Source organism: Blastococcus sp. TF02A-35, assembly GCF_004571075.1.
GTDB lineage: Bacteria > Actinomycetota > Actinomycetes > Mycobacteriales > Geodermatophilaceae > Blastococcus.
The window spans coordinates 109,217-124,828 of the sequence record NZ_SPQP01000006.1; the positions used below are offsets into that span (position 1 = coordinate 109,217).

A 15,612-nucleotide genomic window follows, 5' to 3' on the forward strand; every position below is an offset into this window, starting at 1 on the left:
TCAGTCGCGCATCTCCCGCCGCGTGCCGTCGAGCACCGCACGGGCCGCGGGGAGGACCGACCCGGGCACCCGCCGGCGGCCCCCGCCGCGCGCCGCCATCCACCCGGGGATCTCGGCCGCGGGCATGGGCCGGGCCAGGTAGTAGCCCTGCGCGAAGGTGCAGCCGAGCTCCGTGGCGAGCGCCAGCTGCTCGGCGGTCTCCACCCCCTCGGCCAGGCTCTGGCTGCCGCAGCCGCGGGCCAGGGCCACGATCGCCGCGATGGCCGCCGCCGCATGGGCCGCCTGCCCCTGCTGGAAGGCGACCAGGCTGCGGTCGATCTTCAGGACGCCGGTGGGCAGGTTGACCAGCTGCCCGAGCGAGGAGAAGCCGCTGCCGAAGTCGTCGATGGAGACCTCGATCCCGCGCGAGCGCAGCTCCGTGAGCTGGGCGGCCGCCGACACCGGGTCCTGGGCCACCGACGTCTCCGTCAGCTCGATGACCAGGTGGGTCGGCGGCAGGCCCGCGTCGTCGAGCGCGGCGAGGACGTCGTCGACGAGCGTGCCGGTGGACAGGTGCCGGGCGTGCACGTTGATGCCGATGACCAGGTCCAGCCCCTGCTCGTGCCAGGCCGCGACCTGCCGGGTCACCTCCCGCAGCACCCACCGGGTGAGCGGCACCAGCAGGTCGTACTGCTCGGCGACCGGCAGGAACTCCCCCGGCGACAGCAGCCCTCGCGCGGGGTGCTGCCACCGCACCAGCGCCTCGCCGCCGTTGAACTCACCGGTGGGCACGTGGAGGATCGGCTGGTAGTGCATCACCAGCTGCCCGTCGCCGATGGCGTCGCGCAGCTCCCCGGCCAGCTGCATCTTGCCCTGCACCGAGGCCCGCAGCTCGGGGCTGAAGACCCGCACCCGGCTGCGGCCGGCGGCCTTGGCGGCGTACATCGCCAGGTCGGCGTCGCGGACCAGGTCGCCGGAGCGCAGGTCCCTGCGCCCGCCCGGGGACGCGGCGATGCCGATGCTCACGCTGAGCCGGTGGGTGCGCCCGCCGAGCTCGAAGGGCTGGTCGAACGTGGCCTGGCAGCGCTGCGCGAGCATCTCCGCGCCCTCGAGGTCGCACTCGCGGCAGAGCCCCACGAACTCGTCGCCCCCGAGCCGGCCCACGGAGTCCTGCCCACGGGTCACCCCCAGGAGCCGGCCGGCGACCTGGCGCAGCAGCTCGTCGCCGACGTCGTGGCCGAGGGAGTCGTTGACGTCCTTGAACCCGTCGACGTCGAGGAAGAGGACCGCCACCGCCGGCGCGTCGGCCCGCTCCAGCTCCTGGTCGATGAGCTCGTGCAGGTGGGCCCGCTTCGGCAGCTCGGTGAGGGAGTCGTGCCTGGCCTGCCACGCCGAGGCCCGCTCGGCCTGGACCCGGGAGGTGACGTCGGTGTGCGTGACGACGATGTGGCCGACCTGGTCGACCCGCGAGGCCATCAGGTGGAACCAGCGCGTGCCCTCGTCGGTGGGGAACCCGTAGTCGGCGGAGACGCTGGTGCGCTCACCCTGCGCGAGCCGGCGGAAGTCCTGGATGAGGGCGCGGGTGGCGCCCTCGTCGCGCATGACGTCCAGGGCCATGGCGAAGTAGTCGCCGCCGATGCCGACGCGGAAGCGGGGGTCGTCGATGGCGTCGACCGCGACCCGCCACGCGAGGTTGGCCAGCCGCACGATGCCGTCGGGGTCGACCAGCAGCGTGGGCGAGGGCAGCGCGTCGATGACCGCGGCCACCAGCGCCCCCTCGACCGACTCCCCGGTGCGGAGCCGGCGGGCGTCGAGGGGCAGCTCGTGGTGCTCGGGACGTTCGGCCACGTCTCCCCCTCCGCGTCGTCGCGGGCGTCGCCCCCATGATCGGCCGGTGCGCCGAGGAGCACGAGGTCCGCGGATCCGCCTTCACCCCGATGGAGGGCGGTGACGCGGCACCGCTGGGTGAGCGGGGGGCGACGGTCGGTCCCCGCCGGCCGGCTCCCGCGTCTCCGCTGCGACCCAGCGGAGGTAGTCGGGGTGCCCGCCGACGAGCGGGAGGGCGATCACGCACGGGACGTCGTAGGGGTGCAGCTCGGCGGTCCGGGCGACGATCTCGGGCACCAGCGACCGCCGGGTGTGCAGCGCGACCCGCGCCTCCGGCTCGTCCTGGACCGCGCCGTCCCACCGGTACACCGACCGAATGCCCGACAGGTGGTGCCCGCAGGCGGCGAGCCGCTCCTCCACCAGCGTGCGGGTGTACCCGGCCAGCCAGCCGGCGTCCCCCGCGGTCACCACGACCTCGCAGCACTCCTCGTCCATGCGGTCATCCTCTCCCCCGCGCCCGGGCGAACCGCCTGCGTGGAACGGGGGTCCTTGCGGGTAGGGGGCGGTCATGACCGACGAGATGACGATCCAGGTGGACGGCGACGAGTACGTGGTGAGCCCGGAGGGCGAGGGCCTGCGAGTGGGCCGGCGGGTCGGCGGCGAGCTGAGCTGGCTCGAGTCCGTCGACGGCAGCCTGCTCAACGAGCAGGCCCGCACCGCGCTGTCGAACGGCGACACCTCGGACGCCTCGCTGCTGCAGGCGGTCCGGGGCGTCGTGCAGGCCGAGGTCGAGCGAGGCGCCTGACCTGGCGGGGCGGCTGGCCCGGCGGGGTCAGCCGCCCCAGCCGCCGCGGTGGCCGCGCTCCTCGAACCGCTCGCGGGCGGCCTCCCAGTCGCGCCGGGCCTGCTCGGCCAGCTCCCTGAGCCAGCGCTCGAGCTCCGCCCGCGGGTCGACCTTCGGGACCACGGGGACCGGCACGGGCAACGGGAGCGGAGCCGGTGCCGGAGCCGCCGGAGCGGGGGCGGGAGCTGCCGGGGCCGGCGCGGGCGCCGGCACCTGGGGCGCCGGCGCCTGGGGGGCCGGAGCCGGGGCCCGCGGGGCCGGTACCGGCGCTGGGGCGGGCTCCGGAGCAGGAGGCGGAGGGGGCGGCGGCACCACCGGTTCCTGGACGAGGGTCACCGCGCCGCCCAGCGCAGCGCGCATCTCGTCCACGGCGCCGGACCACTCGCTCCACCGGCCGCGGTCGAGCACGGTGTCCACGACCGCCCGGGCGGCGGCGTCGGGCACGCGGGCGGCGACGGCCTGCCCGATCCCGTCCGCCGCCCTCAGGTCGCACGCCACCCGCTCGATCGCGCTGCGCCCGGCGATGCAGGCCGCGCGGGCGGCCACCGCGGCGCCGACGTCCGTGGACAGCGCGGCGAGCGCCCGCTCGGCCGCGTCCGGCTTGGCGGCGAGCCGGGCGCGCAGCGGCTGCAGCGCCCCCACCACGGGCACGGCGGGCGCGGGCCCCGCCACACCGACGACGAGCTCGCCGGGACCCTCGCCCCGGGGCCACCGCACGACGTCGCCGGGGGCGAGGACGAGCAGCTCGGAGAGCCGGCGGACCGCCGCCGCGGTGTCCTCGTCGGCGGTGACCCGGCGCTCGGCGGCCCCGATGTCGCCGTGCGCCTGCACGGTCACGGGGATGGCGAGGGAGTTCCGGAGGGTGATGGCACCGCTGTCCACGCAGGCGTCGACGACGAAGTCGGCCGGTACCGCGCCGCGGGACTCGTCGACGGTGCACAGGTCGGCGACCGGCGCGGCCGACACCGCGGTCGGCACCGCGGCCACGCCGGCGGCGAGCAGGACGGCGACCAGCCCGGAGGCAGCCCGCCTCACGAGGGGTACTCGCAGACGGGGGCGAGCTGCGCGGTGAACTCGTCCATGCTGACCAGCAGGGCCTCGCGGGTGGCGTCGGTGAGCGGCGGCTCGAGCACGCCCAGGAGGGCGGCGAGCAGGGCGTCCGCGGCAGCACGCAGCTGCGGGTGCTCCTCGGCGGAGACGCCGTCCACCAGGCCGCGGAGCTCGCCACGGGCGGCGGCCAGCCGGCTGCGCCCGTCGACCCCGCCGACGCCGGCCGACAGCTCGCCCACGGCGGCGGGGATGTCGAGGAAGCCGGCCGACCCGACGAGGCCGGCGCAGAGGTCGGGGGCCCCGGCCGGTGGCACGTACTCCGGGGAGCGTGCCCCGGCCTCCTGGACCGCGGGGGCCTGCGCCGAGCACGCGGTGAGGCCCGCGAGGACGGTCAGCAGCCCGAGCGCGAGAGGCCTGCTGAGGTGCACGCCGGCCAACGTATGCGCTGGGTGACCGCGCCCGACAGGACGCGTCACCCTTCCAGGCGACGACCGGGAACCGCCGGTGACACTGCGTGCCCGGGCGGCTCCGGAGGCGGTCCACCGGGAACCGGGCGGGGCCGCATGCCGGTTAGGGTTCCGGCGACGAACCGGGGGTGGGAAGTGCTGGCTCGCTGCGGTCGCGGACGACCGTCACGGGTGCGCCGCGGCACGGGCCGTGGGGAGTCGGGGTGAGCCGTGACCGCCGCCGCGCCTCGCTGCGGAGCCGCCGCTGGGAAGGTGGCGTGCCGGAGTCGCACACGCCCAAGGACGCCGGCCCCGCCTACAGCAGCCTCTCCGGCGCGCGGCGGGGGCTGCAGCGCGCCGGGCTCTTCCTCGCGCTCATGGTCGTCCCCGTCTTCCTCGGGCTGCTCCTCGGTGCCGGGTCGCAGCAGGACCGCGGCGGCGTGCTGTTCCGCGTCTTCGAGAAGTGGGGCGTCCTCGCTCCGGCCATCCTGGGCCTGCCCGCGCTGGTCCTCCTGCTCGCGGCCTGCGCCGTCCGGCTGCTGCCCGGCGGACGGGAGGCGGCCGCGGCGGCGCCGATGCTGCGCAGGGAGCGCAGCGGCGGGCCGCGGCGGGTCTCCGTGGGCGCCGTGGCCGGCATCGTCACGCTGCTGCTCTTCGGGGCGGTGACCGCCGACCAGGCCTACGAGGGCGTGCGCGCGCTCAGCGGGAGCGGGCTCGTGCTGACCGTCGGCGAGGACACCCACGTCGTCCGCTCGGAGGAGAGCGCCGGGCGGGGCAACAACACGAACTACTTCCTCTCCACGCCCTACGGGGAGGCGATCGCCGAGGGCGACCCGTCCGACGGCGACCGCTACGGCGTCTACCCGGTGGACGCGACGCGGGCCTGGCGGATCGGCGCGTACGGCTGGCTGATGAGCCTCTTCGTGACGGCGCTGGCCGCCGGGATGCTCGGCGGGGCGGCCGTGTGGGCACGTCTGCAGTGGAGGCGTTTCCGGGCCCGGCGCACCTGGCGCGCGCGGCAGCCGCGCAACGGGCGGGCCCTCGCCGTCACGTACTCCACCGTGGCCGGGCTGGCCGCCTGCGCCGCAGGTGGGTGGGTGGTCGCCGAGGAGGCCGCCGCCGGTGGCACCTACGCCACGCTGGTGATCCCCGGTGCCGCCGAGCACGAGCTCTCGGAGTTCTGGGTCCGGGACAGCGAGGCCTACCCGCCCTACTACCTGCAGGACGACCCCGTCCCCGCTCCCCTGCGGTCGCGGTCGGTGGTCGAGAACCGGGACGACGACTTCGGGGACCTCGACGTCTCGGCCCGGCTCTACACCTACCCCAGCGCCGCGGACGCCGAGGCCGCCCTCGGGCTCTGGGCCGAGGAGCAGGAGGGCCGGCGCATGGAGCTGGCCGACGGCAGCGAGGGCATCTGGCACGAGCAGTTCACGGAGGTCGCCACCGCGACCACCCGTGGGGAGGTGCTGGTCGTCGTCGAGGTCGACGAGTGGTTCTGGGACCTGGAGCCCGACGAGGTCGAGGCCTTCCTGCAACAGGAGACGCCGGAGATCCGGGACCTGGTCGCCGACCACCACCGGCAGCTGCTGGACGCCGAGATCCCCTGGTGGGGGTGAGCGGGCTCAGCCGTCGACGTAGCGGTCGGGCCCTCAAGGACGGGCAGCCGGAACCCGATACGTGACCCGTGCACCAGGTCACTCGCGCCGAAGGCTTCGGCGCATTCGTCAGCATCGCAGTGGGGTTGTTCGGCGCGGTGCTGGCCGTGAGCGGGACCACGAGCGGCAGGGGCCTGGCACTGGCCGGCGCGATCGGCACCGGCTCCATCGTCCTGAGCCACTACCGCCCGCTCCGGGCCGAAGGGCTCGTCCGGTGGGTCCTGCAGCCCTCCTTCACGGTCACCCTGACGATCTTCGGGTATTTCGCCGCTGAGGCACTGAGCCCGAACGCGCCCGAGCAGACCATGACCCGGTTCGGGATCCTCGTCGCTGCACTCATCACGCTGGGCGTCTCGCGCGCGACCGTCGCCGGCACCGTCCAGGCGCAGGAACGAGCACGGCTTCAGGCGATCCAGTCCGAGATCATCGCGGTGGGCCGCCAGCTCGACGAGCACTCGCAGGCGATCCGCAAGCTCCGACGACGACAGCACGCCATCCTCACGAGCGGTCATGCCGGTGTGCTCCGGAAGGTGTGGGCCAACCTCACCGGCGGCTGACCCCGGAGGGCCTGCGAACGAGCATTACGCCGCTCAGCCGTCGACGTAGCGGTCGCGCTCGACGACGAACTGGCCGGTCGCGGTGTTGGACTCGACGAACTCCGGCAGCAGCGGGATCCGCACGGTCACGGTGACGCAGACGGAGAACTCCTCCCCCGGCGCCAGCGTCGGCTGGTAGCTGCCCGCTGCCGCGCAGTCCGCGCCCGCCGGCGCGTACGCCAGCCGCATGTCGGTGGCCTCCACCGACTGGTCCTCCACCGCCAGCTGCGCGGCCCGCAGCGCGCGCTCCTGCCCGGTGACGACGTCCGGCGCGGTGCCCATCGCCCGCCCGGCCTCCCGCGCCGCGGCCTGCGAGGCGAACACCCCGCGCTGCACCGCCGAGAACCCGGCCACGACGTAGACCAGCGGCACGAAGACCACCAGCGCGATGAACACGAACTCCACCAGCGCCGACCCGCGCTCGCCGGAGACCATGCCCAGCCGGCGGCGCAGCCAGGTCACGAGCCCTCCTTCAGCGCCCGTCCGGTGACCTCCAGCGGCAGCAGGTTCCCCAGCGCCGCCAGCAGCGAGGGCACCGACCCCGAGCACCGGACGACGACGACCGTCGAGCCGCTGGGGTCGGGCTGCTCACCCGAGCTGCAGGTCAGGCCCTTCGCGGTCTGCGCCGAGGTGGCCCGCGCGACGACCTGCAGGGTGCGGTCGGCGCCGGTCGCGGAGTCGACATCGGCGTTCGCCGCGTACCGGGCGCCGTCCTGCGCGCTGGCGGTCACGACGTTGCGCACGTGCACGTAGACGGCGACCTGCAGCACTGCCATGAGCAGCGCCACGATGAGCATCGAGACCAGGACGAAGTCGACGACGGCGCTCCCGCGCTCGCCGTCGCCCCGAAGCGCTGCTGGTCCTCCCTCAGCCACGCGTCGTGACGGAGTTGAGCGCGTTCTGCACCGCGGTCACGATGGCGTCCTGGAACACCCCCAGGATGGCGAGCACGAGGGCCGCGGTCATCACGGTGACCATGACCCAGCCGGGGACGTCGCCCCGCTCGGGGTCCTCGCCGCGGATCCGGGCGGCGAGGGCAGCGAGGGCACGCGGAACGGAACGCATGGGTTCGTCCTTTCTCCAGGTCCGCGGGCTCATTGGGCCAGCGAGACGATGCTGATCAGCCCCGGGAACAGGGCGAAGAGGACGGTGACCGGCAGCACCAGGAAGACGACCGGCACCATCATGGCGATCTCCTTGCGGCCGCCGGCCTCGAGCAGCCGGCGCTTGCCGGCCTCCCGGACGTCGGCGGCCTGCGCGCGCAGCACCTCGGCCAGCGGGGTGCCCCGCTCGATGGCGACCAGCAGCCCGTCGATGAAGCGCGCCAGCGGCTCCAGCGAGGTGCGGTCGGCGACCTGCTGCAGCGCGTCGGCCAGCGGTACACCGGCCCGCGCCCGCCCGAGGGCGGCGCCCAGCTCGCGGGCCAGCTCGCCCCCGGACAGCCGGGTCACCCGGGCGATCGCCGCGGCCGGGCTCTCCCCCGCCGTCACGGCCAGCGCCAGCAGCTCGGCGACCACCGGGAACTCGGCGAGGAGCAGGTCCTCGCGCCGCTGGACCTGCTGGGTGAGCCACCAGTCCCGGCCGAGCACGCCACCGACCAGGCCGGACACGCAGAGCAGCCCGGCGGTGAGCACGTTCAGGTCACCGGTGGCCACGGAGCTCGCGGTCGCGACGACGACGGCGGCCAGCAGGCCGAGCCCGCCCCACACGACCTGCTCGATGCGGAAGTCCTCGACGGTCATGTCGCCACCGAGGGCGTCGAGCCTGCGGCGGACCGCGGCCCGGCCACCGACGAAGCGGTCGACAACGCGCGCGCCGTTGCTGATCGACGGGCCGGCGATCCGGCGGACGGCGGTGAGCATGCCCGGCTCGGTCGCGGTGCCCAGCAGCCGGGACGGCGGTGGGGTGTCGTGCACGTAGGGCGCGAGCCGGTCCACCAGCCGGACCGACCGGAACGGCGGGGCGTAGGCCAGGACCAGGAGCAGGCCACCGGCCGCGACCAGGCCGAGCACCATGCCGACGACACCGGAGCTCACTGCAGCACCCGCACGTCCTCGGGCAGGCGCCCGATCCGCAGCATCACCCGGTAGGCCGCCAGGCACACGGCACCGCCGCCGAGCAGGATCATCGTGCCCGTCGCGGAGTCGTAGGCCTCGAGCGTGGCCGACTGCGAGGCGAGCAGCAGCAGGACCGCCCAGGGCGCGGCGACGGCGAGCCGGGCCGCCTGCACGACCCAGCCCTGCCGCGTCTCCAGCTCCGCGCGGGCGCGGGCGTCCTCGCGCAGGAAGGTCGAGAGGGTCCGCAGCACGCGCCCCAGGTCGCTGCCGCCGACCTCCCGGGCCACCCGCAGCGTCTCCACGATGCGGTCGCCGACCGGGTCGGCCAGCTCGTCCTTGAGCCGGTCCAGGCACGGGCCGAACCGGCCGCTGGACCGGTACTCGGCGGCGAACCGGGCGAAGGGCGGGCGCAGCACCTCCGGCCCGCGGGTCGACAGCGACGAGAGGGCCTCGGGCAGCGAGAGGCCGGCGCGCACCGCCGAGGCCAGGTTGTCGACCACCTCGGGCCACACCTCGCGCAGGTCCGCGCGCCGCTTGCCGGCCAGCCGGCGCACCTGCACGTAGGGCAGGAGGAAGCCGAAGAGCCCGAAGACCAGGCTCACCGTGACCGTCGCGGTGGCGAGCAGGACGACCACCGTGGCGAGCACCCCGGCGACGACCTGCAGGGCGAGCAGCTGAGCGCTGTTGATGCCGGTCAGCCCCGCGGCGCCGAGCAGCTCCTGGCGCCGGCCCGGACGGCGCGGGTCGGTGCGCGGCTTCGGCGCCCGGGACCCGCTGCGCCAGACAAGCAGCAGCCCGACGCCGAGCAGCAGCCCCAGGAAGGCGCCGGACTCGGTCACGCGGCTCCGCCGAGCAGGGCCGGCAGGTCGAAGCCGGCGGCGGCGAAGCGGTCGGCGTGCGGCGGGTAGCCGTCGGCCCGCACGAGGCGGCCCTCGCGGCTGGTGAAGATGTCGGCGGTCTCGATGACCCCGCCCTCGGCGCGGCCCGGGAGCGCCACGACCTCCCGCACCCGGCGGCGGCCGTCGGCGTCGGTGCCCACGTGCACGACCAGGTCCACGCTGGAGGCCACCGTGGGCACGACGAACGACGTCCCGATGTTCTCCCCCGCGAGCAGCGGGAGGGTGCACATCTTCACCACGGCCTCCCGCGCGCTGTTGGCGTGCAGGGTGCACATGCCGGGCAGCCCCGAGTTCAGGGCGATGAGCAGGTCCAGGCACTCCTCCTGCCGGACCTCGCCGACGACGATGCGGGAGGGCCGCATCCGCAGCGCCTCCTTCACCAGCCGGCGCAGCGGGATCTCGCCGGCGCCCTCGAGGTTGGGCTGGCGGGTCTGCATCGAGACGACGTCGGGCAGCGGCACCCGCAGCTCGAAGACCTCCTCGCAGGTGATGACCCGCTCCCGGGCCGGCACCGCGGCGAGCAGGCAGTTCAGCAGCGTCGTCTTGCCCGCCTGGGTGCCGCCGGAGACGAGGATGTTCAGCCCGGAGGCGACGGCGGCCTCCAGGAAGCGCGCGGCCGGGGCGGTGACGGTCCCGAGCGCGACCAGCTCGTCCAGCGAGTGCGCCTGCAGCACGAACTTCCGGATGTTCACGGCCATGTGCCGGCGGGTGATGTCGGGGATGACGACGTGCAGCCGCGAGCCGTCGGGCATCATCGCGTCGACGAACGGGGTCGACATGTCGATGCGTCGACCCGAGGTGCGCAGCATCCGCTCCACCAGGTCGGCCAGCTCCCCCGGCGCCAGGATCGTCGTGGTCAGCTCGCTACGGCCCCGCCGGGCGATGAACACCCGGCCGGGCTCGTTGACCCAGATCTCCTCGATCTCGGGGTCGTCCAGGTAGCGCTGCAGCGGGCCGAAGCCGGCCACCCGGTCCAGCACGTCGCGGACCACGGACTCGACGTCCCCGATCGGCGGCAGAGCCGAGTTCAGCGAGCGCTCGGAGTAGTCGGCGACGACGTCGCGCACCAGCAGCCGCACCGGGCCGGGGTCGAGGAACGGGTCGAGCCCACGCCGGCGGATCAGCTCGCGGACCTCACCGTCCACGACGTCCAGAGCAGTCGGCACGCCATCCCCCGTCGAGCCCGATGATCAACGGTCGGACTGTAAGGAAACGAGCCAGTCCGCGTGCCGCCGTTCACGGGTTCTGTGGACATCCGCGCGCCACGTCCACCCACGCGGGTGAACACCGGACGGCGTCAGGCCGGGCCGCCCCCGATCAGCGCCACGTCGCTCTGGGCCGGCACCTCGTCCTCGTAGCCGTCCCGCCCGCGCACGGTCAGCACCAGCCGCGCCTGCTCCCCGAAGGATCCCCGGGCGATGGCCGGCAGGAGGACCGTCCCCTGCCAGACCTTCGGGGTGTTCGGCAGCTCGTCGGTGAGCGGGTCGCCGGTCGGGCGCCAGTCGCGGATCGCCCCGGGCAGCTCGCTGTTCCAGGTGGCCCACGCCTGCGGCGAGGTCCTGCCCCCGGTGGGCGGCGCGATGTCGACGACCAGGGTGTCCTCGAAGTCGGCCGACTGCTCCAGGTGGTCCCCGAAGTCGAACAGGCCGCCCTCCTCCCGGATGGAGAGCAGCCGGAGGGTGAGGGCGTTCCGCAGCGTCGAGCACGTCCGGCCTTCCTCGAGCGGCCGTGGCTCGTGGGTGGACAGGAACGTGGTCAGCAGCGGGACCGGGGTGTCCGAGGTGTCCTCAACCGGCGGACGCTCGACCTGGATCGGGCAGTGGTGCGCCGCCGTCTGCTCGTGCAGCCGGACCGGGATGCCGCGTACCGACAGCAGGGTCTCCAGCTGCCAGACCGTGCCGTCCTGGGGCGTCCCCGGCAGCCGGAGCCCGTGCAGCTCGACGGTGATCTCGAGGTCGCCGAACAGGAAGCGGCGCAGGTTCTGGAACCCCTCCTCGGAGTTCACCAGCCCGTACCGCCCGCTGTGGCTGCGGTGCACGAACGCCCGGTGCGCGCCCTTCACGTAGGCGTTGTCGATCTGCACCAGGCCGTCGCTGCGGGCGCCGACCGCCTTCGACGACAGCCCCAGCGCCACCGCGCGTAGTCCTCGGGGTTCGTGCCGACGAGGCAGAAGACCCGGTCCCGCGGGAAGCCCCCGTCGGGCATCTCGGTGGCCTCCCAGCCCTCCGGCGGGTCCCCGTCCACCAGCGGGTCCGTCCGCGGGGTCAGGTAGTCGTACATGCGCCGGCGACCGAAGATCTCCGCCCCGTTGATGTCGAGGGCGTCCCGCACCTTCTCGAGCAGCCCGAAGCCCAGGGAGAACTCGATGCCGCCGTGCGGGGTGCCGTAGGTGAACAGGCTCTGCACGTGCTCGACGGCGGCGTCCGGGCGCAGCGGACCCCCCTCCTCGCGGGTCAGCTCGGGGATGAACCGCTGGATCATCGACCGGCAGATGAGGCCGCCCATCGAGTGGGCCACCAGGTGCACCCGGGGCGCGCCGGTCTTGCGCTTTACGCACCGCACCAGGTCGAAGAGGTCCCGGGCTGCCTCCTCCAGGACGTACTTCTGCGGCTCGCGGGCGAAGGTAGAGGCCGCCTCGTCGTAGAACCGGTGCACCCAGATGCTCCGCGGCCGCACGGTGCCGTCGGCCTGCGCGCGCAGGAACGCCTCCTGGTTGCCGTGGACCAGCAGGACGTACCCCTGCTCGGTCAGCAGCCGGAGCAGCGGGCTCTCGAACTGGTAGAAGTGCGGGCGGCTGTCCATGCCCACCCGCACGTGGACCGAGCCCTCGTTGAACCCGTAGAACGGGTCGTCCACCGCCTTGTCGATGCCGGAGGTCCCGCCGGCGAAGCCGCGCACGTAGATGATCGGAAGGTCCATGGCCGTCGTCCCCTCGCTGTGCTGGCCCGGATGGCGGCCATCAGTCCAGGCAAGGCGCAGCGGGTCAAGGACGCACGGCGCGGCGTCGTACCGGCGCCCGTGTCGTGCCCCTGGGTGACCGGAGCCTGCGGAACGTGACCGGGGGCGGGGAGCCCACCCCGGAGGAGCCACCCCCTTGCGGTGGGCGGACGCGGGCCGCACAGTGCTGCGATCGACCAGCCGGGCGACCAGCAGGAGCGGACATGGCCTCGGACACCCTCGCGTCGACGGATGCCCGGGCGGGCAGGCTCCCTCGGGTCGCGGCGCTGGCGGGCGCCGCATGCGTGGTCGTCACCTTCGCGGGCATCTCGGCGAGCGACGTCGGTGGCAACGGCGTTAACCCCACCATGGGCCCCGACCTCATCGCCTCGCTGCTGCGCGACCACGTCGACGGCCTCCGCACGGGGGCGTCGCTGCTGTCGGTGGGAGCGCTGCTCGCCGTCCTCTTCGCCGGGCCGCTCTGGCTGGCACTGCGCCAGGCGTCCGAGTGGGTGGCCGCCGTCGGGGCCGCAGGCGCCGTCCTGGCCGGTGCCCACTGGCTCTCCCTGGCCACCGACGGCATCGGCCTGGCCACCGCCGCCGACCTGGGCGACGGCGCCACGGCCCAGGTCCTGGTCACCACCGGCTGGGAGAGCGCGCGGATCACCGCCGTCCCGTCGCTGGTCATGGTCACGGCCGCCCTCGTCGCGGGCTTCGGCCACGGCTGCTTCCCCCGTTGGTACCGCTGGTTCACCGCAGCCGTGGCGGTCCCCCTGGTGGTGGCCCTGGCGCCCGTGGGCCCCGCCGGCCTCCTCGGGTTCGCGTTCGGAGGCGGGTGGCTGCTGGTGACCTCGCTCCTGCTGACGGTGCGCGCCCCGGCCCCCTGACGCCGCCGCCCGGCTCAGCGCAGGACGGCGTCGATCAGGTGCGGGCCGGGCTCGGACAGCGCCGCGCGCAGCTGCTCGGCCAGCTCCTCCGCCGTCGTCGCGCGGGAGGCGGGCACGCCCATCCCCTGCGCGATCGACACGAAGTCCAGCCCCGGCCCGCCGAGGTCGAGGAGCTTGCGCGCCCGCTCGCCGTCGGACCTCGCGCCCACCTTCTGCAGCTCGTGCTCCAGGATCGCGTAGGAGCCGTTGTCGCAGACGATCGTGGTGATGTCGGCCTGCTCGCGGGCGTAGCTCCACAGCGCAGAGATCGTGTACATCGCGCTGCCGTCGGCCTGGATGCCGATCACCGGCCGGTCCGGGCAGGCCACCGCCGCGCCCAGCGCCATGGGCAGGCCGTCGCCGATCGCCCCGCCGGTCAGGGAGAGCCAGTCGTGCCGCGGCCCGGCAGAGGTCATCTCGGTCAGCCCGACACCGGAGGTGAGCGCCTCGTCGACGACGATCGCGTTCTCCGGCAGCAGCGCCCCGATGACGGCGGACATGGTGCGCGGGTCCAGCGGTCCGCTGGGCAGCTCCGGGCGCTCGAACTCCGCCACCTGCGGCTTCACGTCCGCCGCGACGGCGTCGGCCAGCGCCTGCATCGCCGCGACGCCGTCCTCCCCCGGGCGGCTGAGCACGTGCACCGTGCAGTCCTCGGGGACCGGGTGGCCCGGGGTGTCCGGGTAGCCGAAGAAGTGCACCGGCGCGGTCGTGCCGGCCAGCACCAGGTGCTTGGTGCCGGCGAGCGCCGCCATCGCCATCTCCGCGGGGTAGGGCAGCCGGTGCAGGTCGGGGAGCCCGGCGCCGCGCACCGCCCGGGCCGGGAACGTCTCGGCCACCAGCCGCGCGCCGGTGCCGGCCGCGACCTGGGCGGCGGCCAGCTGGCCCTCGGCGTCGGCCATGACGTCCCCGCCGAGGAAGAGGACGACGCCCTCCCCCGACCGCACCACCGAGGCCACGTCGTCGACGACCGACGGCGCCACGTGCGGGAGCGGCCGCACCGCCTGCGGGTCGGCCACCGCGGCACCGTCCTCCCACGAGACGTCGGCGGGGAGGATCAGCGTGGCGATGCCACCGGTCGCGATGGCCGCCACCGCCTCGGCGGCGTCGGCGGCGACGTCGGCCGGCGACAGCGAGCGGCGCACCCAGGTCGAGACGGTGCCGGCGACGGCGTCGATGTCGGACTCCAGCGGGGCGTCCAGCCGCTTGTGCGAGCGCGCGTGGTCACCGACGACGTTCAGCATCGGGGCCTTGCCGCGGCGGGCGTTGTGCAGGTTGGCCAGCCCGTTGCCCATGCCCGGGCCCAGGTGCAGCAGGGTGGCGGCGGGCCGCCCGGCCATCCGGGCGTAGCCGTCGGCCGCGCCGGTGGCGACCCCCTCGAAGAGGGTCAGCACGCCGCGCATCTCGGGGACGTCGTCGAGTGCCGCGACGAAGTGCATCTCCGAGGTGCCGGGGTTGGCGAAGCAGACGTCGACGCCCGCGCCGACCAGGGTCCGGATCAGGGCCTGTGCGCCGTTCACGTCTCAGCTCACCGTCTGCACGTCGTAGTGGGTCATCGTGGCCCCGCCGGTGGCGAAGCCGGGGACGTCGGCCGCCGCGGCCTGCCCCTCGGCCGAGGCGAAGGCGGCGCCCATCGCCGCCTCGGAGTCGAAGTCCAGCTCGGCCACGAGGTAGGGGGCGGGCTGGGACGGGTCCATGGCGCTGGGGTGCCCGACGGTGAACCGGACGAGGCCGGGCATCTGCCGGGCCAACGGCGCGTGCACGTCGCGGTAGTGGGCGTCGAACGCGGCCGGGTCCTCCGGCGTGCCGTAGCTGACGACGAGCCTGTGCACCATCCCGATCTCCCTCCCGCGGGTCCGGCACCCGCCCGGCGACCAGCAAACAGGGCATCGGCCGACGGCGCGAGTCCGGCTCCGGCGCTGTCCACAGCAGGCCCGGAGGGGGCGCGGGCCTCCGTTCCCGCTGTTACGGTCCGAGGCGTATCCGATCCAGCGGTGCAGGGCGCACCCGGACTCTCGTGAGGACTCTCCATGCCGAACGTCAACGTCACCTACGAGCAGATGGAAGACGCCGCCAGCCGGCTCACGAACGGGCAGGCCGAGATCGACGGCATGCTGGGGCAGCTCCAGGCGCTGGTGCAGAACCTGGTCGCCGAGGGCTACGTGACCGACAGCTCCAGCAAGGCCTTCCAGGCCTCCTACGACTCGTTCACCCAGGGCGCCCGGCAGACCATCGCCGGCCTCGAGGGCATGTCCTCCTACCTGAACCAGGCCGCCGCGACCTTCCGCGACGCCGACACCCAGCTCTCCGGCGCGCTCGGCGGCTGACTGCCCCCACCGCCGCTGAGGCCGCCTCGCCGCTGCGAGGCGGCCTCAGTCGCGTCCAGGGAGGGGTGTGCG

General features: G+C 74.9%; 19 protein-coding genes. 5 read left to right on the forward strand and 14 right to left on the reverse strand.

Annotated elements, in window-relative coordinates; genetic code table 11:
* Both E4P43_RS04570 and cutA read right to left on the reverse strand, forming a co-directional pair.
* Complete coding sequence (locus E4P43_RS04570) at positions 1–1,827, reverse strand: EAL domain-containing protein (protein ID WP_135144234.1); 1,827 nt, start codon at positions 1,825–1,827, stop codon at positions 1–3.
* An 81-nt stretch (positions 1,828–1,908) separates the two neighbouring features.
* Positions 1,909–2,301 carry a divalent-cation tolerance protein CutA gene (gene cutA / locus E4P43_RS04575; RefSeq protein WP_135144235.1) on the reverse strand — a complete coding sequence of 131 codons (393 nt, stop codon included), beginning with the start codon at positions 2,299–2,301 and terminating at the stop codon, positions 1,909–1,911.
* Positions 2,302–2,374: 73 nt separating this feature from the next.
* Between cutA and E4P43_RS04580 the strand changes: the two genes are divergently transcribed.
* Positions 2,375–2,611 (forward strand): hypothetical protein, encoded by a 237-nt coding sequence (locus E4P43_RS04580; RefSeq protein ID WP_135144236.1) that lies wholly within the window; start codon positions 2,375–2,377, stop codon positions 2,609–2,611.
* 27 nt (positions 2,612–2,638) lie between these two features.
* Here E4P43_RS04580 and E4P43_RS04585 read toward each other — a convergent pair whose 3' ends face one another.
* Both E4P43_RS04585 and E4P43_RS19775 read right to left on the reverse strand, forming a co-directional pair.
* Complete coding sequence (locus tag E4P43_RS04585; protein WP_167759056.1) at positions 2,639–3,685, reverse strand: hypothetical protein; 1,047 nt, start codon at positions 3,683–3,685, stop codon at positions 2,639–2,641.
* A complete protein-coding gene (locus E4P43_RS19775) occupies positions 3,682–4,128 on the reverse strand; it encodes a hypothetical protein (protein ID WP_167759062.1) in 447 nt (148 codons plus the stop codon). Before E4P43_RS19775 ends, E4P43_RS04585 begins: the two co-directional genes overlap by 4 nt.
* 242 nt (positions 4,129–4,370) lie before the next feature.
* Here E4P43_RS19775 and E4P43_RS04590 point away from each other — a divergent pair, with 242 nt between their 5' ends.
* Entirely contained in the window at positions 4,371–5,762 is a 1,392-nt protein-coding gene (locus E4P43_RS04590) for a hypothetical protein (RefSeq protein WP_135144238.1), read from the forward strand.
* 68 nt (positions 5,763–5,830) lie between these two features.
* Positions 5,831–6,358, forward strand: a complete 528-nt coding sequence (locus tag E4P43_RS04595) for a hypothetical protein (RefSeq protein WP_135144239.1) — start codon at positions 5,831–5,833, stop codon at positions 6,356–6,358.
* Between the two features lie 33 nt (positions 6,359–6,391).
* Here E4P43_RS04595 and E4P43_RS04600 read toward each other — a convergent pair whose 3' ends face one another.
* From E4P43_RS04600 to E4P43_RS20145, 8 genes are all read right to left on the reverse strand, one after another.
* Positions 6,392–6,859, reverse strand: a complete 468-nt coding sequence (locus E4P43_RS04600; protein WP_135144240.1) for a hypothetical protein — start codon at positions 6,857–6,859, stop codon at positions 6,392–6,394.
* The gene (locus E4P43_RS04605; protein WP_245158931.1) at positions 6,856–7,272 is read right to left on the reverse strand and encodes a TadE/TadG family type IV pilus assembly protein; all 417 of its coding nucleotides are present in this window, start codon (positions 7,270–7,272) and stop codon (positions 6,856–6,858) included. Before E4P43_RS04605 ends, E4P43_RS04600 begins: the two co-directional genes overlap by 4 nt.
* The gene (locus E4P43_RS04610; protein ID WP_135144241.1) at positions 7,265–7,462 is read right to left on the reverse strand and encodes a hypothetical protein; all 198 of its coding nucleotides are present in this window, start codon (positions 7,460–7,462) and stop codon (positions 7,265–7,267) included. The genes E4P43_RS04605 and E4P43_RS04610 overlap by 8 nt, the downstream gene beginning before the upstream one ends.
* Positions 7,463–7,491: 29 nt before the next feature.
* On the reverse strand, positions 7,492–8,433 hold the full coding sequence (locus E4P43_RS04615; protein ID WP_209313729.1) for a type II secretion system F family protein: 942 nt from the start codon (positions 8,431–8,433) through the stop codon (positions 7,492–7,494).
* On the reverse strand, positions 8,430–9,293 hold the full coding sequence (locus tag E4P43_RS04620) for a type II secretion system F family protein (protein WP_135144242.1): 864 nt from the start codon (positions 9,291–9,293) through the stop codon (positions 8,430–8,432). Before E4P43_RS04620 ends, E4P43_RS04615 begins: the two co-directional genes overlap by 4 nt.
* Complete coding sequence (locus E4P43_RS04625) at positions 9,290–10,519, reverse strand: ATPase, T2SS/T4P/T4SS family (RefSeq protein ID WP_245158932.1); 1,230 nt, start codon at positions 10,517–10,519, stop codon at positions 9,290–9,292. Before E4P43_RS04625 ends, E4P43_RS04620 begins: the two co-directional genes overlap by 4 nt.
* Positions 10,520–10,650: 131 nt before the next feature.
* The gene (locus E4P43_RS20140; RefSeq protein WP_209313730.1) at positions 10,651–11,487 is read right to left on the reverse strand and encodes a hypothetical protein; all 837 of its coding nucleotides are present in this window, start codon (positions 11,485–11,487) and stop codon (positions 10,651–10,653) included.
* Positions 11,412–12,272, reverse strand: a complete 861-nt coding sequence (locus E4P43_RS20145; RefSeq protein ID WP_209313731.1) for an alpha/beta hydrolase — start codon at positions 12,270–12,272, stop codon at positions 11,412–11,414. The genes E4P43_RS20140 and E4P43_RS20145 overlap by 76 nt, the downstream gene beginning before the upstream one ends.
* A 242-nt stretch (positions 12,273–12,514) precedes the next feature.
* Here E4P43_RS20145 and E4P43_RS04635 point away from each other — a divergent pair, with 242 nt between their 5' ends.
* Positions 12,515–13,177, forward strand: a complete 663-nt coding sequence (locus E4P43_RS04635) for a hypothetical protein (RefSeq protein WP_135144243.1) — start codon at positions 12,515–12,517, stop codon at positions 13,175–13,177.
* Positions 13,178–13,191: 14 nt separating this feature from the next.
* Here the strand turns inward: E4P43_RS04635 and E4P43_RS04640 are convergent, their stop codons facing one another.
* Both E4P43_RS04640 and E4P43_RS04645 read right to left on the reverse strand, forming a co-directional pair.
* Entirely contained in the window at positions 13,192–14,733 is a 1,542-nt protein-coding gene (locus tag E4P43_RS04640) for an acetolactate synthase large subunit (RefSeq protein ID WP_135144244.1), read from the reverse strand.
* 3 nt (positions 14,734–14,736) lie between these two features.
* Positions 14,737–15,048 (reverse strand): EthD family reductase, encoded by a 312-nt coding sequence (locus E4P43_RS04645; RefSeq protein WP_135144245.1) that lies wholly within the window; start codon positions 15,046–15,048, stop codon positions 14,737–14,739.
* A 195-nt stretch (positions 15,049–15,243) separates the two neighbouring features.
* Here E4P43_RS04645 and E4P43_RS04650 point away from each other — a divergent pair, with 195 nt between their 5' ends.
* Positions 15,244–15,540: a WXG100 family type VII secretion target gene (locus tag E4P43_RS04650; protein ID WP_135144246.1), complete on the forward strand. Its 297-nt coding sequence runs from the start codon at positions 15,244–15,246 to the stop codon at positions 15,538–15,540.
* Positions 15,541–15,612: the final 72 nt, after the last annotated feature.

Excerpts from the sequence above, each read along its gene's own strand:
- E4P43_RS20145 (WP_209313731.1), bottom strand. The coding sequence starts at position 12,272 with ATGGACCTTCCGATCATCTACGTGCGCGGCTTCGCCGGCGGGACCTCC.
- E4P43_RS04580 (WP_135144236.1), top strand. The coding sequence starts at position 2,375 with ATGACCGACGAGATGACGATCCAGGTGGACGGCGACGAGTACGTGGTG.
- E4P43_RS04610 (WP_135144241.1), bottom strand. The coding sequence starts at position 7,462 with ATGCGTTCCGTTCCGCGTGCCCTCGCTGCCCTCGCCGCCCGGATCCGC.
- cutA (WP_135144235.1), bottom strand. The coding sequence starts at position 2,301 with ATGGACGAGGAGTGCTGCGAGGTCGTGGTGACCGCGGGGGACGCCGGC.
- E4P43_RS04645 (WP_135144245.1), bottom strand. The coding sequence starts at position 15,048 with ATGGTGCACAGGCTCGTCGTCAGCTACGGCACGCCGGAGGACCCGGCC.
- E4P43_RS04635 (WP_135144243.1), top strand. The coding sequence starts at position 12,515 with ATGGCCTCGGACACCCTCGCGTCGACGGATGCCCGGGCGGGCAGGCTC.
- E4P43_RS04650 (WP_135144246.1), top strand. The coding sequence starts at position 15,244 with ATGCCGAACGTCAACGTCACCTACGAGCAGATGGAAGACGCCGCCAGC.